Origin of the sequence: Chitinophaga sancti (assembly GCF_034087045.1) — a bacterium.
Classification (GTDB): domain Bacteria; phylum Bacteroidota; class Bacteroidia; order Chitinophagales; family Chitinophagaceae; genus Chitinophaga; species Chitinophaga sancti_B.
The window spans coordinates 1,766,161-1,782,872 of record NZ_CP139247.1 but is presented as its reverse complement, the minus strand read 5'-3'; the positions used below and the strand labels follow the sequence as shown (position 1 = coordinate 1,782,872).

11 protein-coding genes are annotated in these 16,712 nt (G+C 45.0%); all 11 read right to left on the bottom strand.

All coding sequences use genetic code 11. The features are described 5' to 3' along the window. Positions 1–161 precede the first annotated feature (161 nt). The 11 genes from SIO70_RS07475 to SIO70_RS07425 all read right to left on the bottom strand — a co-directional run bounded on the left by SIO70_RS07475 (position 162) and on the right by SIO70_RS07425 (position 16,555). On the bottom strand, positions 162–1,007 hold the full coding sequence (locus tag SIO70_RS07475; RefSeq protein ID WP_320580319.1) for a class I SAM-dependent methyltransferase: 846 nt from the start codon (positions 1,005–1,007) through the stop codon (positions 162–164). A 154-nt stretch (positions 1,008–1,161) separates the two neighbouring features. Next, on the bottom strand, positions 1,162–1,755 hold the full coding sequence (locus SIO70_RS07470; protein WP_320580318.1) for a hypothetical protein: 594 nt from the start codon (positions 1,753–1,755) through the stop codon (positions 1,162–1,164). Between the two features lie 66 nt (positions 1,756–1,821). Beyond that, positions 1,822–3,978, bottom strand: a complete 2,157-nt coding sequence (locus SIO70_RS07465; protein WP_320580317.1) for a carboxypeptidase-like regulatory domain-containing protein — start codon at positions 3,976–3,978, stop codon at positions 1,822–1,824. Positions 3,979–4,146: 168 nt separating this feature from the next. Then, positions 4,147–5,724, bottom strand: a complete 1,578-nt coding sequence (atpA, locus tag SIO70_RS07460; protein ID WP_320580316.1) for a F0F1 ATP synthase subunit alpha — start codon at positions 5,722–5,724, stop codon at positions 4,147–4,149. 88 nt (positions 5,725–5,812) lie between these two features. Continuing rightward, on the bottom strand, positions 5,813–6,373 hold the full coding sequence (atpH, locus tag SIO70_RS07455; protein WP_320580315.1) for an ATP synthase F1 subunit delta: 561 nt from the start codon (positions 6,371–6,373) through the stop codon (positions 5,813–5,815). Positions 6,374–6,391: 18 nt separating this feature from the next. Then, positions 6,392–6,886, bottom strand: a complete 495-nt coding sequence (gene atpF / locus SIO70_RS07450) for a F0F1 ATP synthase subunit B (RefSeq protein ID WP_320580314.1) — start codon at positions 6,884–6,886, stop codon at positions 6,392–6,394. A 173-nt stretch (positions 6,887–7,059) separates the two neighbouring features. Further along, the gene (atpE, locus tag SIO70_RS07445; protein WP_083724053.1) at positions 7,060–7,332 is read right to left on the bottom strand and encodes an ATP synthase F0 subunit C; all 273 of its coding nucleotides are present in this window, start codon (positions 7,330–7,332) and stop codon (positions 7,060–7,062) included. Positions 7,333–7,370: 38 nt separating this feature from the next. After that, positions 7,371–8,501, bottom strand: coding sequence for a F0F1 ATP synthase subunit A (gene atpB / locus SIO70_RS07440; protein WP_320580313.1), 1,131 nt, complete (start codon positions 8,499–8,501; stop codon positions 7,371–7,373). A gap of 145 nt (positions 8,502–8,646) precedes the next feature. After that, a complete protein-coding gene (locus SIO70_RS07435; protein ID WP_320580312.1) occupies positions 8,647–12,414 on the bottom strand; it encodes a DUF3857 domain-containing protein in 3,768 nt (1,255 codons plus the stop codon). Positions 12,415–12,468: 54 nt separating this feature from the next. Further along, positions 12,469–14,235 carry an ABC transporter ATP-binding protein gene (locus tag SIO70_RS07430; RefSeq protein WP_320580311.1) on the bottom strand — a complete coding sequence of 589 codons (1,767 nt, stop codon included), beginning with the start codon at positions 14,233–14,235 and terminating at the stop codon, positions 12,469–12,471. A 145-nt stretch (positions 14,236–14,380) separates the two neighbouring features. Beyond that, positions 14,381–16,555, bottom strand: a complete 2,175-nt coding sequence (locus SIO70_RS07425; RefSeq protein WP_320580310.1) for a hypothetical protein — start codon at positions 16,553–16,555, stop codon at positions 14,381–14,383. Between the last annotated feature and the right edge of the window lie 157 nt (positions 16,556–16,712).

Here is a 16,712-nt window from a genome sequence, read left to right as displayed (position 1 = left end):
AACGGAGGGCGTATCTTACTTAAGATACGCCCTCCGTTTATTCAGATGCCTAATTGAGATAGATAGTCCTTACTTCTGAGGAGGTTTATTTGTGTTTGATACACTCCCTTTTCTTTCTGACACCTGGTGATGCCCTGTCATTTTATTTTTGGAATGCTTCCTTAAATATGAAAGGCTGCCATTTCCAGCAACCCCTCTCCCCTGCTCCTGAACCACTTGTTATACCCATACAATACATATTCCGTTGCCTGCATGTCATAAACACCCGTTATTTCCGCTTCTAACAGTGAGAGCAGATTCATTACCTTTTTACGGCTATAGGCCCGTGTATAAGCCCCAATATTGTTTTCCATAATATCTGACAATGCCCTTGCCCGGGAAATAAAAGAAGCCGGCATCTCCTCCTCAGGAATCGTATAATCCATAATCACCGCATTGTTCCGCCCCCTGGAACAGAAACAACGCATCACTCTCAGAAAATGCTCTTCAGGAATATAATGCATGATACCTTCAAATACGATAAGGGTAGGCTCATGTGGCCTGTAGCCTGCGGCTATCAGTAGCTCCATCATTTGCTGTGTGTGGGTAATGTCTGCATGTAAAGTATGCAGGCGTGCGTCATTGTAGGATACGGCGGCATAGAGCGCCTGTTTTTCCTGCATATGGCAGGTATCTACTTCATAAATGCTGGTAAGCTGTTCGGGAAAGTATTCTGCGATCTGCAACCCCAGGGGGTCCAGACCTGCTGCTAATATGCATACCTGCTGATAGGGATGTTCTATCATGAGCTGTTTGATCAGGTAGCGCACCATCTGTTTGCGCAGCAATAATATCTCACTGAATAAAGGCGTGATCCTTGACAGCTCTTCTGCCGGTTTTTCTACAGCACTGAAATCGATGTGTGATAAGTATTCATGTCCCCAGCCATCCGTGTACAGGCTTTTTACTACAGAGAGTAATAAGGCGGAAGAAGAAGCCACGGAGAGTTTATTTTCCACGGTTTTCATGGGGTTCAGTTTTAAGTTAACGTGTGTTTTAAAGTTAACTGTAAAGACTGAAATGTAATAACAGGGAAACAGCCAAACAGGGAGGAATGGCTTGGCCATTCCTCCCTGTTTACATTCATCATGCAGCGGCGTTCACCGCTGCATGATGAATGATCTATTTTGCTAACAACTGCCTGGTATACTCCTCTCCCCAATGTGGCGCAATCCCGCTTGCCGGCTTGAATGCTGCAAACTTCTTCAGCGCTACTGTAAATTTCTCTTTCGCTTTCTCTTTACTACCACCAAACTGTTCTGGTGTGTAGTACAAAGACTGTCCCTGCAGCATATCTACACGTGGATTATCTTTATTGATCTGCGCAGCCTGTTCCAGCCAGGTAGCTGCCTCCGTACCATACTGCATACCTCTTGTTTGCGGATCCACACCAATACGTGCAGTAGCAATCAGTGACCTGATGCAATAGATCTCATCATTCTTAGGACTCAGCGCGTCTGCCTGCAGAATAGCAGTCTGCGCCTTATCATCGATCACATCTACCTTGCTCTTATCTTTCTCCATCAGTGCATTCATTACATAGCAATAAGCTGCATAGTAATAAGGTAACCATTGTGTCTTTTCAGCAGCAGCAATACGCTCAAATGTGTTGGCAATTTCCTGCATCTTCTCTGGCCCGCGGTTGGCTGGATCATCGAGCAGTGCAATCTGTTTGTTCATGGCTGACTCATATTGCGCGCTCTGCGCAAAAGTCATAGAAAATGTAGTTACTAAAAGGCAGAAGGAGAGAACAAAAGTTTTCATCATATACAAGTTTAGGTTTTATAAGTTATCAATCGTTTCCTGACGCCTGTCTATACCAAAGCTCATAAACATACCCAGGTAAATAAAGCTGGGAATATTCGGTGTGATCGCTTCCCTGCGCAACCCATCTGTTGAATAATGATAGCCATATACCTGTTTGAAATTACCCAGGTTATTCACAGATAATACCAGGATGGTAAAGGCTTTGTGAATAGATGTCAGATAACTGACACTCAATCCGACTGAATTATAATCGATGGTCTTTTGCGACATAAACTGGCTCACTGGCAGGTTCGGATTATAATAAGGACGACCTGTAGCAAAGGTGTATGTCAAACCAATATTAGTAGTGATAGAAGAAATATAGTATTTGGTCACTACGCTGAAAGTATGCTTCGCTGCGAAATCCGGCTGTACTTCATATGGGTAAGTGAGATAGTTACGCTTGGTATCGAGATAAGAATAAGACACCCAATAGTCAAGGTTCTTCACACTCTTACGATCACGCCAGAAGAGTTCAATACCTTTTGCATAACCAGTACCATTAGTAGCTGTATCCGGACTTGTCTTCACAAGGTGATGATACTTTTTATAGAACGCTTCCACACGCAGTGTATAGTTATTGGCTACCCGCTGAAAACTGGCAATGTAATGCGTAGCCTTCATGTAATCCAGGTCTGGTTTGAATCGCAGGTATTGCTGCTCCGGCTTTTGATAGTAATCACCATAAGCTAATGACACCTGGCTATTCTGATCTAACTTATATGCTAATGATACACGCGGTGCCAGATTCATTTTACCAATCTTCGATGAGTATTCCATACGCCCCCCTAAACGACCTACGAATTGTGGTGTGAAGTAGATATCACCTTCTGCAAATGCAGCAGAATAATTATCTGTATAGTTCGCCTTGTACCCATTGTATTCAGCGTTTTCCACGGCATACTGATACTCACCACCAAAGCGCAGTGCGGAGAAATTACCAATGTTCTTTGTAAGCATCCCTCTACCCTGTGCCAGTTGTGAAAGGTTATGGATCTTCATCGGGTCGGGGTTCTTCGGCATCGTATCTAAAGTGATCCTATCTGTATTCGTACTAAATGATACCCCTGCATTTATCTTCCAGTCATTATTTAATAACTCCTTATAGCTTAGATTCGTATACACATTCTGATTTTTCATTTCAAACAACTCCTTATCACCTGCATATTCAAAGCTGGGACGAATACTCCCCATATGTGTCCAGTTGCTATATCCATAAAACTTGAGCATACCTGTAGCAGATGTTTTCCTTCTGAAATTAGCAGAAGTACCAATGATCTCAGGATTCACACTCGGCTCAAACTTAGGCTTAATCACATTCAGATAAGGACCCAGGTTGGTGTAGTCTGCTTCTATACCAAAAGAGCCTTTCTTATCTTTTGCCAGTTCATTCAATCCACCACTCACACCAATCGGAGATACACCCAGTGTATAGGAAGACCGTTCCGGCAGATCCTGTGATTCCAATACCAGTGCAGAAGATAAACCCTGTCCATACTGAGCAGAATACCCTCCACTGCTAAAGGTCGTTCCTTTAAACAGGAACGGTGAAAAACGGCCTCTGCCCGGCATATCAGGCAATCCTGAATAAAAAGGATTACGCACCAGCAATCCGTCTATAAATGTCTGTGTTTCGTAACCGGTACCACCACGTACAAAGAGGCCTTCCTTATCATTGGTTTGCTGTGTACCCGGCAATGTCTTTAATGCACTCACAATATCTGCCATCGCACCACCAGTGGTCACGATATCCAGGGGTTTCAGTACCGTATTATTCTTCTCGCTGCTGGCTTCAATACTACCAGCGGAGATGGTCACGATTTTGAGCTGGCTGATATCATTTCTTAAAATGATATTCAGTGTCACGGGACTTAAGAGATTTACTTTTTGTTCCTGTGTCTGATAAGTGGCTAAACTGAAAATAACACTTTGTTCGCCGGTGGCGTCGGTAGTAAATGAGAAGGTACCGTCGGCGGCACTGGTAGCGCCGTCGTAAGCGTCTTTAATGGAGATATTCACTCCCTGTAATGGATGATTTTTCTTGTCGGTGATCTTTCCACTGATGCTTGTTTGCGCCTGCAGAACAGCCGTCGGGATGGTTGATAAAAACAGAATTAGGTAAAACTTACACATAGGGGGTGATGAATTTTTAACAAAGCTACATCGGGGCCGGGGGGCTATCAATCCATAAAAGGCAAATGTAGGGAGTATTGCCGGTAAAAGCGGGTGAACAGTCGGTAAAAAAAGAACGGCCTCACCCAAAGGGAGAGGCCGTTCTTTTATATTCTTACCTTGACAGGCTTATGCAAATCTTGGTTTCAGTTCACTAGCCAGCGCAACCATTTTCTTCAGACCTTCTTCAGGCAGGTTACCTTTCTTGAACTCAGCCATTACATCTGGCAGACGAACGTCCATTTCATTCAGGAAAGCCTCTTCAAAAGCCCTCACATTCTTAACCGGAACTTCACGCAGCAGACCGTTTGTACCCAGATAGATCATTGCTACCTGTTTTTCTACGGTGTACGGAGAGAACTGAGGTTGTTTCAGGATTTCCACGTTGCGGGCACCTTTATCAAGTACCTGCTTGGTAGCAGCATCCAGGTCACCACCGAATTTAGAGAACGCTTCCATTTCACGGTATTGCGCCTGGTCCAGTTTCAGGGTACCAGCTACCTTCTTCATGGATTTGATCTGAGCGTTACCACCCACACGGCTTACGGAGATACCTACGTTGATAGCCGGACGGATACCAGCGTTGAACAGGTTAGACTCCAGGAAGATCTGACCGTCAGTGATGGAGATTACGTTGGTTGGGATGTATGCAGATACATCCGCAGCCTGCGTTTCGATGATTGGCAATGCTGTCAGGGAACCACCACCTTTTACCAGGTGCCTGATTGATTCTGGCAGGTCATTCATCTGCTGAGCGATTTCATCCTTGCTGATGATTTTCGCTGCACGCTCGAGGAGACGGCTATGCAGGTAGAATACGTCACCAGGATAAGCTTCACGTCCAGGAGGACGACGGAGCAGCAGAGATACCTCACGGTAAGCAACCGCCTGTTTAGACAGATCATCGTATACGATCAGTGCAGGACGACCGCTATCGCGGAAGAACTCACCGATAGCAGCACCAGCAAATGGCGCGTAGAACTGCAAAGGAGCAGGATCAGCAGCAGAAGCAGCTACGATAACAGTGTAAGCCAAAGCACCTGCATCCTGCAGGGTTTTCATTACACCTGCGATTGTAGAGGCTTTCTGACCGATCGCTACATAAATACAATATACTGGCTTGCCAGCTTCATAAAATTCTTTCTGATTGATGATGGTATCGATACAGATGGCAGTTTTACCAGTCTGACGGTCACCGATCACCAGCTCACGCTGACCACGACCTACAGGGATCATCGCATCGATCGCTTTGATACCAGTCTGCAGTGGTTCTTTTACCGGCTCACGGAACAATACACCCGGAGCTTTACGTTCCAGTGGCATTTCATACAGTTCGCCAGTAATTGGGCCCTTACCATCGATAGGAGCACCCAGGGTATTTACTACACGACCTACCATGCCTTCACCTACATTGATAGAGGCGATCTTACCGGTACGACGTACTTTATTACCTTCTTTAATGTCACCCGATTCACCCATCAATACCACACCCACGTTATCTTCTTCCAGGTTCAGCGCGATCGCCTGAACACCATTTTCGAATTCTACCAGTTCACCGGAACGAACGTTGTTCAAACCATAAACACGTGCGATACCATCTCCCACCTGCAATACGGTACCAACCTCTTCGAGGTCAGCAGCAGCATTGAAGTTGCTTAGTTGCTGGCGTAATATCGCCGAAATTTCATCTGGTTTTATCTCCACCATAGTGATATACTTTTAGAAAGAGTCGTTAAATAAATTGATGTATAACGACAACAGCTTTGCGGGTACGCAGCGGCTGCTGTAAATTGTTTTATTTCAGTTCAGGAACATAGATGTTACCTGCAAATTGCTTTTTGATGTCATTCAGATCACGCAGTATTGATGCATCAAACAGTTTGTCCTCTGTTTCCAGTACAAAACCACCGATCAGGTCAGCATCTACTGCTGATTCCAGTTCGATCTTCTTGTCTGAACCTGCTTCTGCTTTCTGCCTGATCACATTCAGTACGCTTGCATCTACTGGTACAGCAGTGGTGATTTTCACCTTACTGATACCTTTCAGTGTATTGTACTGACGCAGATATTCACCTGCGATCTCAGGCAGATTGCTTTCCCTGCCCTTGATTACCAGCAACTTCACAAAAGCGGAAGTCATGGCGCTCACACGGCTGTCGAAGATGGCAGCGAGGATCTGTTGTTTTTTATCAGGCTTGATGATGGGACTTTTCAGCAAATTCACCACATCAGGATTTGTTTTTGAGAGCTGCTGCAGGAAGAGCATATCTGCCTGTACAGCCTCCAGCTGTCCTTTTTCAGCGGACAGATCTATCAAAGATTTTGCATACCTGGATGCTAAACGAGGATTCCGCATATATGTAGCGATTAGCTCTTAGTTTAATTTAATGTCTCCTGCCAGTTCTTTAATATAACCTTCCTGAGCTTTTTTGTCAGACAGTTCTTTACGCAGCACTTTCTCAGCTACTTCAATAACCAGTTTACCAACCTGATTTTTAACATCAGTCAGGGCAGCCATTTTCTGGTTGTCGATAGCAGTGTAAGCTTCGCTGATGATCTTCTTAGCTTCAGCCTGAGCTTGTGTCTTAGCTTCAGCAATGATGTGATCTTTAGCGTCTTTAGCTTCTTTCAGGATTTTGCTCCTTTCAGCTTTAGCTTCTGCCAGTACGTGCTCATGTTCAGCTTTCATCTGAGCCATTTCCTCTTTTACTCTTTCAGCAGCTGCGATTGAGTCAGTTATGGAGGTTTCTCTTTCCTTCAGGATAGAGAGGATCGGTTTCCATGCAAACTTCTTCAGGATGATGAATAGAATGATGAATATAACTAATGAGAAGGTAAACAAGCCTAACGCGGGCTGCAACAGATCCATGATTATTAGAATTTATTTGGTTCGCATTATTTTTTTCTTGCTGATGATGCCAGTGTACCAATGCAATACACAAACATTTTTACCGGTATACTGCCAGATCAGCGATCCTTTTTAAAGATAGAGATTACTGCATCCATTGCCCTGTGCGCCGGATGCAGTAATAAGTTTTGGCCTTACAGCACTACTGCCAGCAGACCTGCGATAACGCCGAACAGGGCAACACCCTCTACCAGCGCCGCTGCCAGGATCATGTTAGCACGGATGTCATTTGCAGCTTCAGGCTGACGAGCGATAGATTCCAGCGCGCTCTTACCGATGTTACCAACACCGATACCAGCTGCGATAGCAGCGATACCAGCACCAACAGCACCACCAGCTTTTGCCAGACCAGCAGCAGAAGCAGCTGCTTCAGTAGAAGCCTGCAATAAAACAGTTAAAATTGCCATGATAAATGTGTATTTATTGTTTAATACGAATTTTGATCTTAGTGGTGTTTTGCCTCATGGTGATCATCATGACCGCCTTCCATTGCCTGACCGATGAATACAGCTGTCAGGTTAGCGAAGATGAAAGCCTGGATAAAAGCAACCAGCAATTCCAGCATCATCATTACGATATTGAATATAATCGTAATCGGTGCAAAACCGAAACCAGCAAGTGGCTGCAGTGAACCAAAGATGAATACCAGGGAAATAATGCTCAGGATGATGATGTGACCTGCCAGGATGTTCGCAAAAAGACGAATCATCAGAGACACCGGCTTAGTGAAGATACCGATGATTTCTACTGGCACCAGGATTGGTTTTACCCATCCCGGAACAGGAGGATTCAGGGTGTGAGCCCAGAAATGCTTGTTAGAACTGAACATCGTTGCCAGGAAGCTAATCAGTGCCAGCGCAGCTGTTACTGCCAGGTTACCGGTTACATTCGCACCTCCGGGTAACAGCCCCAACAAGTTGTTGATCAGGATAAAGAAGAAGATTGTGAGAATGAAAGGAGTATATCTTTCATAAGCACCTGGAATATTTGGCTTGGCAACTTCGTCTCGCATAAAGATGATCACAGGCTCCAGCAGGCTTTGCATACCCTTTGGCGCTTGCTTGGAACCCCTGACACGATAAGCTTTCGCTACACTTGTCATAATCCAGATCAGCAGAATAGCACCGATCAGCATAGAAGTCAGGTTCTTGGTAATCGACCAGTCATAGATCTCTTCATTCGTTGGATTGTCATTTGCATCTACTGCAATGACTTTACCAGGAACGTACTTGTTAGCAGCCAGACCCTTTTCTTCCAGGTAGTGCTCGTTTACCAGGCGGTAACCGTCGTGCGAAGCATGTCCATGGTGGAATTGCGAGCTCGAGAAAGTGGATAACCCTCTTTCCTTGCTATAAATGATAACAGGTAAAGGGATCGTTACAGGAGTGCCTGCAATGTCCAACAGATGCCAATCATGGGCATCCTTAACGTGGCCAAGGATCACCTCTTTGGCATTAAACCCTTTCTTTTCATGAGGCTCGCCCTCAGTCGGGTTTGCAAACGTACTATACCCACTCATGCAGAAAACTGCAATAAGTGCTACCAGCTTAAGTTTAAACAGTTTGGAGGAAATCACCGCTTTCTGAAATTTTGCGCAAAGATAACCAGAATTATAATTAAACAAAGGGGACGACGAAAAAAGGAAAGCCGGGAAAACAATGTCACATTACATATTAATGCAATAATACATTGCCAACCCGACTTTCGTCATACCGTTTATCCTATTTAAAGGAAATATATTTTTGTTCTGCGTTGACTATCAAGTTGAAAAAATCTTTCATCTGACCAACCTCAGATGCCGGAATGTTGTCCATGATGTTCGTCATGAACGACCTGTTTATGATCAGTTTGCCCGGTGCTACCTTATGGTAGGTGAGCTCATATTTCATATCCTTGAAAGTCGCTTTTACATCCGAAGGTATCTGGTCGAAGGTTTTTCCCGCTGGCAGGTCCAGCTCTATCTCACCTGTGTAACGATCTGTATTTTCGTACAACCAGTACTCAAACGGATACTGGCGTACCTCATTGTTGAATACATCGCTGGTAGCCACCACATCCATGAACGGTGGCTTGATCATGTTGATATCTCCTACCCCAATCACCTCATTCTTAACGGTATAGGCCGTACTGATCGTTACGGAATCCTCCAGGTTATCCAGGTTCGCCACTTCAAAACTATCCAGGGTCACCGGGTTCTTATAATGGCTGGCGGCACTCTGTTGCAGGGCCTTCCTCATTTCCTCCTCATCCTTGTCCCCAAAGCGGCCACGCATATTGGAAGCCAGCTCTCCATTCACAGTCATAGATGTCTTTACCTTCAGATCCGTAGCACCCACGGCTATTTTTGTCTGGCGGTTCAGCTTCACATCATATTTATCAGTAGGCTTTAGCAGACTAATCGTCTCCTTCGTATCGTAATTGAATGGAATATTCAGGATCTGCGCGCTGATATCATTCTGAGGTAGCGCATGATAAGGTAACTGGTTATCGGTCAGTTCCAGGTAGCGATAACTCTCCCCATCCTTAAACCGGGCTATACAGTGGTTGAACTCCATAGATGGAAGCACCATACCCTGCTGACCATTGCGACGGGTACTCACCAGCACCAGGTTGGCATCCAACCCTACTTTGCGGGCCAGGGATACAAAAAGGGTGCTCACATCCTTACAGTCTCCCAAACGGGTGGCAAGGGTCTTACTTGCCCGCTGTGGGATATATGCCCCCTGCCTGAAAGCCACAGAGCTATAACTGATATTCTGCTCAATAAAATTGTAAATACGTTTTGCCTTCTCATCATTGCTCAGCTTCTTTTCTTCACCGTTCGGGAAGATCTGTTGCAACGTCTTTAGCACATCGAAGTTCTCTTTGGATTGCTGACGGGTCACATCACTATACCACTCCGCAATCACATCCCAGGATTTTACAGTTGATACATGCAGCACCTTTCCGATATCACCCAGTGAGGGACTGTAAGATTCGTCTTTGAAAGCAGGCACGTTCTTAATCTCCCAGGTATACATGTGGAAATCTTCGTGCTGACTTTCTACAGGTTTCACATCATCTGCATTCTTCATCACGTAGTTGATGCTGAGCGGCGCTGCCACCATCAGGCTATAACGAGCAAGCCTGGTAGGCACAGTCGCCTGGAAGTAAAACTTATCCCAGTACTCACGTCCTAAACGACCAATCCCAAAGTTGGCCACCTTGTAGTTATAGTAAATCACATCACCTGGTTCCAGACGGGTGAACACAATATCATTGTCGTAAGTTTCTGCAGATATCTTGGTACCATTCGCTTTTACCACTTCTGCTTTGATAATGGTCAGGTCTGAATAAGTACTGTTGTAAGGAATGGAAATTTCTTTCCACTGATCAATCGCATCTTTCTTGTTGATGTAGATAGCGGTATTCGTCACCTGCTCGCTGGCGCCTTCTGCATAGAGTACTACATTCTCTTCATCGAAGATGTAGTAATAGCTCTTCGCTGTATCCTGCGGCGCTTTCAGGTCCTTGTTGATAGCTGCGTAATAATCCATTTTGGGGAAGTAACTGAATACATCCGGCTTATTCTCCAGCTCACGAATCTTCTCTCTGTAAGTCGTACCACCTGCAAAGAGGGCCAGTGCCTGTTTGTAATAATCCAATGCTTTTTCTTTATTTCCCTTTTGCAGATAACAGGCAGCTATAGTGCCAAGTGGACTTGAATTGTATGGGCTGATAGCATGTTCTGTTTCCAGGTAGTGAATGGCAGAATCATATTGCTGTGCGGCAAAGAAGTGCGTGATAATTGGTGAATACACATACAGTTCATACGGCGCCGTCCTGATGATATTACGTAATACAGCCAGCCCTTTCTCAGGTTCTTTCTGCTGAAAGTAATCCTCTGCCAGTTGTTCCTGCACCTTGGTATTGTTGTGGCCAGCTACGTACTTCTCCAGTATTCTCATGGCTTCTGCCGGGTCTCTCACCATCTTCTGGTTGTATGCATATATGCCACTTACCACATCATATTCATCCGGGTACAGTTCATATGCTTTCTTCAACATGGCCACCATGCTGTCTACGTGTTGCAGATTTGCATGCAGGTACATTTTCTTGGAGATCGTCCACAGACTTTGTCCTTCGCGGGCTTCAAGTTTATTCACTACTTCCAGTGCATCATTCCATTTCTTTTCATCTTCCAGTTCTGACTCATGTCCCTGCAATACGAGCGTGTTTTCAGGATCTATCTGTTTCAGCATTTCTACCAGTGCAGAGATGTCAGTTCTATCGTATTTGGATGACAGGCATTCCAGGTATTGATAAGCCAGCAGTGGGTCCTGCGGATCCTTTTCAAAAAATTTAAACAATGCATCTTTTGCTTTATCATACTGCTGGTTACGGTTGTACACTTTAGCCAACAGAATAGCATAAATAGGATCGTTCGGATATTTCTCTACCTGCTTTTTGAAATATGCTTCGGCAAAGTGTGGCAGCAATTCCGGTATATCCGTACTTTTATCTATAGGGTAAGTTTCTACCTTATCGGTTGTGGTAAGTCCTTTCAGGGTTTCGTACTTATCATCAGTAAGACGAACGATAAAGTTGGAACCTGGATTCGTAAAGCCTATCTGCACCAGTACACGGTTGTAACCTTTCTTCAGGTGTACACGTACATTGAATTTATCCAGCTCTGTGGCAATTTCATCTTCCTGTGCAATCAGCAATTTATCATTCAGCCAGGCCTTCAGACTACCATTGCCACCCAGGCAAAGGATCGCATCCTGATCTACCGGCGAATTCACAAAAGTCTGTGCATACCCAACTGAGTTGGCAGCAGGAAATAGTGTGCCTACGAACAGCCAGCCGGCACTATCCGTCACTGCTGGTTTGAACCAGTCTATATGTGTGTTATTGTAAGAGGTAAAGCCTTTTCCGGTATTAGGTTCTTTCAGCGGACCGTAGTCTTTGTTAAAACCACTGCCGCTGATGTTGTCAAAAGAACCAACGAACTGCCAGTTGCCTAAGGCGCCGATCTGGCTGTACATATTACCGGATTCCTTTAGCTGCATACCTATCAGGTGATGGAGCCCTTTGTAATACTTAGCCGCAGCATGTAGCGAACCGTTAAAGCGGTTGTCGGTAATAACCGTGTTCAGGTTATCCAGTTGCTTTCCCTTCTTGATGCCATAAGCGCCGAAGATGCCGTCAGTGAACCATAAAGCGTAGGTATACGGGTTAAGGTCGGTGATCACTGTAAAAGGCGAAGGATACCTGTCGAGGAATGTATCCCCTCGCCCATCATAGCTTTCCAGCAGAATCAGGGCGGCAATAGCGTTTTGTTTGTGGGCCGGGTCACTCTTCAGTACTTTCCGGAACAGTTCATAAGCATGTACTTTGTCGTTTTTGTGCAGTGCCTCCCACGCTTTTTCATAATCGCCAGCATGGGTTTGGGTGGTGACAGCTACGAACGCAATACAGCATAATAGCACTCTCATCGTACTTCTCATAAATAGGTAGGGGAGTTTATTTAACTAAAAATAACAAAAAACGGGGTTAATTCTTTATATCGTATCCGGCTGTTTAAACTGCATACTATGCAGTTTAAAATAGAACCCTTCCAGCTTCAGCAACTCTTCATGTGAACCCATTTCCTTCACCACTCCTTTGTCCAGCACAATGATCTTGTCTGCCTTGCTGATGGTAGACAAACGGTGTGCAATCACAATAGAAGTACGGTCGGAAATCAATTTATCGATAGCACGCTGGATCAACATTTCAGACTCCGTATCTACTGATGACGTGGCTTCATCCAGTATCAGAATAGCAGGGTCATATAATAATGCTCTTACAAATGATATCAACTGACGTTGTCCCAGTGAAAGGGTACTTCCCCTTTCCATCACCTGATAATCATACCCTCCCGGCAACTGCATAATGAACTCATGCATACCGATGAGGCGGGCAGCCTGCTCTACCTGCTCCCTTGAAATGTCGGGGTTACGGAGTGTAATGTTTTCATAAATGGACCCGGCAAAGAGAAATACATCCTGTAGTACTACCCCAATCTTGCTGCGCAACGACTGCAGGCCATACTCCCTGATGTCTGTCCCGTCTATGCGGATAGCTCCCTGCTGAATCTCGTACAAACGATTCAGGATACTGATGATGGTCGTCTTCCCTGAACCCGTATGCCCTACAATGGCAATTGTCTCACCCGGTTCTGCGTGGAAGTTGATATCCTTCAATACATATTCCTGGTCCTTGTAAGCAAAATAGACATGATCAAACGTGATCGCACCGCGCATCTTCGCAGCACTCTCCTGTCCATTATCAGGAATATAGTCGTCGCTATCCATGATCCTGAACACACGTTCACTGGCTACCATCCCCATCTGCAAGGTATTGAACTTATCTGCCAGCATACGCAATGGACGGAACAGCATGTTCAGGTACATAATAAAGGCAATCATCACCCCCTGTGTCACTTCGTAATTCAGTACCTTATTTGCACCCCACCACACCATTAATCCAAGGGAGATGGCGAGGATAATTTCTACTACCGGAAAGAAAACCGAATAGGCGAAGATCGCATCTACGTTGGCCTGTCTATGTTCTTTATTGATCTGTTTGAACCGTGCAAACTCTCTTTTCTCTGCGAAAAATGCCTGTACTATCACAATCCCTGTCAGGTGCTCCTGCACATATGCATTCAATGCTGCCACCGCATTTCGAACACGGAAGAATGACTTGTTCACGCTTTCCTTGAAGATATATGTGGCAATGATCAGGATCGGGAATGGAGACAGACTGATCAGCGTGAGACGCCAGTCTTCGTAAAACATCACACCCAGGATAGCTACGATCATGAGCATATCTGCGATGATGGAAATCAATCCTTCGGAAAATACATCGTTGATGGCTTCAATATCGTTGATGGTGCGGGTGGTAAGCGTGCCGATGGGGGTCTTGTCGAAGAAGGCGAGGTTAAGATGAACGATCTTTTTGTACACTGCTACACGCATATCTTTCACCACCGATTGTCCCAGCCAGTTGGTCAGGTACGAAAAGTAGAAACGAAATACGGTTTCCAACAACAATAAACCAACCTGGATGATGGAGATGGTAATCAACATTTGCATCATCTGATTGGCAATGTACTTATCGACAGTAAGCTGGATCAGGTAGGGTCGCATAGGCGAGATCACTGCCAGTAATACCGTCAAAAACATTGAAATGTAAAAGGAACGTCTGTAAGGAAATGTGAAACTGAATATGCGCCTTAATAGACTGACATCGAATACTTTCTTCTTTTCCGCTGATTTTTCCACCCTGATATCGCTTTACAGTAAGCAAACCTACAGCTTTTTTAAGGAATAATCTACCATGAACGGTTCTGCAGCAGCAGAAGCGTTCATGGTAGCCCCACAAAAGAAAAGCTCCTGCCGGCGGCAGGAGCTTTTCTTTTGCATTCTATTATAATTTCTCGTATTTCATTATCTGCTTATACGCCTTTATGAATATCGCCCCCAGGTTCTTATGGGGCGGCACATAATCACTAAACAACTCCTTATTCCTCGCATCGCCTGCAAACTTCTTAGCCAATACACTCCACATATCCACCCAATCCACATTCTTTCCTACTCTCAGCGTTTCATCCAACTGACGAATGATCGGCTCATTCACAAACCTGGTACCCACCTGCTTGGAAGAAATAATATGCGCCTCAGGTGACTTCTCCAACACGATAGCCAGGTTATGATAACCACCACAAGACCCCAATACCACTATCTTAGCAGTCGCCTGCAAATTATCCAGCGTAGTATTCACATGATAACTATGCCCACGGTGAATGAACACAGTCGGATGAATATCATTTTCATCCAGGTACTCACTCAGCTTTTCAATCGCTTCCTTATCCGCCGGCTCTTCCAGTGGCAGGTTCGCATAGATAGTAATTGGCTTTCCCTTGATAGAAGTGATCACTGTCCAGTATTTACCCTTAGTCACTCTCCACTCACCGGATGGGAAGTTGCCCATAAAGCTTACATAAGAGTCATGACCATCTTTATCTCCATAGAAAAATACCTGTTGTATAATTCTGCCGCTGTCATTGAGCAGACTATTATAAGTCACGAAGTTAATGGGAGGCAGTTTCAGCTTGGTCGCCATTTCAGACGCTTTGGAAGAATCACTGGTCTTCTCTGTTTCAGTGTCGAACAGACTACCCAGCAGTTCATAGATCACCATCCCTCTTCTATCTTTTTTCTTAGACAGGTAAGCATAGTTCTTAGCAACCTCTTCGCGCAGGAAAGCCAGCAGCTTTGTATCTCTGATACTACCGAATGAGTTAGCCACATCCACTGCATCTTCCAGGTCTTCTGTTTTCTCCAGGCTGCTCACATATTTCTTCATCAGGTAGTTGGCATTTGCCGGATCCATGGATTTCAGGAAGTTATCCAGGGTGTTATAACCAGCCGCCATAGCGATGAATTTCTTAAAGCGGTCAAATTCTACCAGCATCAGCAAACTATCACCACGCGGCGGTTTCATACGCGCCATCATCTGGTCGTACAGACCTGCGTTGTTATGGTTGGTGTAACTGGAAGTATATAACTCTTCCTGACCGTTTATGATCAGGTAATACAGTTCTTCTGGTGTAAAGTTCTTAACGATGGCAAAACGTACATTAGCAGGCTCTTCATGCAGGTCATCCACTTCGCGGATATAGCGGAGGGACTTGGCTTGCAGGTTCTCCATCATCGCTTTCAGACCCAGTACCTGTTCTCCGTTGTTACGGCGGTGTTGCAAAGCGATGGCGCTCTTCACCAGTTGTTTGAAGTAAAGGTCTTCGTTACTGATTACAGTCGTGAGTTTATCCACGGTAGTAGTACCGGCCATCAGTTCATCGATGAATGGCAGGATCAGGGTAGGCTGACTCGTTTTACCGATGGCTACGATCTGCTGTACAATCGGATCCGGGTTCTTACGAATGCTGGCTGCTATCGGTGTGTACGAAGTAGCGTAAGTCAATACCTGGTTAGGATATTTACGTGCTACTGCTGCAATCACGGAGTCGGTGATAGGGTATTCCAGGTAACCGGAAATCTCTGTCATCACAGTTTCAAGGTGATTGAAGGCATATTTACCAAAAAGTATTTCCCTGGCGTCTTTATAACCAGGGTTATCCTTGAATACTTCGATCATTTTCTCACCTGCGTCGAACGAAAGGTCCTGCAGGTAAGGTTTGATGCTCTGCCCTTTGATATCGGCAGCCATCATATTCCTGTAAGCTTCTACCATAACAGGGGCTTCTTCAGCCTGTATTTTATGGTAAGCACGTTTCACATTATAATCGTGCAGCATAACATATAGCCCTGACAGGTACTTGATTTTCAAACGATGATCGAGTGAAGAATCCAGTTCTATCTGGGTTTGCATATCATCCACCTGCCTGATCAGGGCATTGGTTACCTGTAGGTTGATCGTTTGATCATCCGACACCTTTACCAGGTCGTCCGCCTTGCCATCAAATTTTAGTGCTGCTGCCTGTTCTTTGTCGATATTATCATGGAATCCGATACGTCCGATAGGGATGTCTATCTTCTTAGTACTTTGTGCATGAACCAGACTGCCTTGACAGACAATCATTAACAGGACTATTATAATTTTTTTCATCAATACAACTATGCTTAATAAAGGCTAGTATAGCAAATTTACTACCAATTTCCTACAATGAGGGAGTTCTGCGCATTGGCCCCCTCGGATTGAGCCACCAATCGCTCCTGAGATACTTCTGCCTACAGCA

Coding starts and splice junctions, on each gene's coding strand:
- SIO70_RS07475 (WP_320580319.1), bottom strand. CDS start 1,007: ATGAAAACCGTGGAAAATAAACTCTCCGTGGCTTCTTCTTCCGCCTTA.
- SIO70_RS07470 (WP_320580318.1), bottom strand. CDS start 1,755: ATGACTTTTGCGCAGAGCGCGCAATATGAGTCAGCCATGAACAAACAG.
- SIO70_RS07465 (WP_320580317.1), bottom strand. CDS start 3,978: ATGTGTAAGTTTTACCTAATTCTGTTTTTATCAACCATCCCGACGGCT.
- atpA (WP_320580316.1), bottom strand. CDS start 5,724: ATGGTGGAGATAAAACCAGATGAAATTTCGGCGATATTACGCCAGCAA.
- atpH (WP_320580315.1), bottom strand. CDS start 6,373: ATGCGGAATCCTCGTTTAGCATCCAGGTATGCAAAATCTTTGATAGAT.
- atpF (WP_320580314.1), bottom strand. CDS start 6,886: ATGGATCTGTTGCAGCCCGCGTTAGGCTTGTTTACCTTCTCATTAGTT.
- atpE (WP_083724053.1), bottom strand. CDS start 7,332: ATGGCAATTTTAACTGTTTTATTGCAGGCTTCTACTGAAGCAGCTGCT.
- SIO70_RS07435 (WP_320580312.1), bottom strand. CDS start 12,414: ATGAGAAGTACGATGAGAGTGCTATTATGCTGTATTGCGTTCGTAGCT.
- SIO70_RS07425 (WP_320580310.1), bottom strand. CDS start 16,555: ATGATTGTCTGTCAAGGCAGTCTGGTTCATGCACAAAGTACTAAGAAG.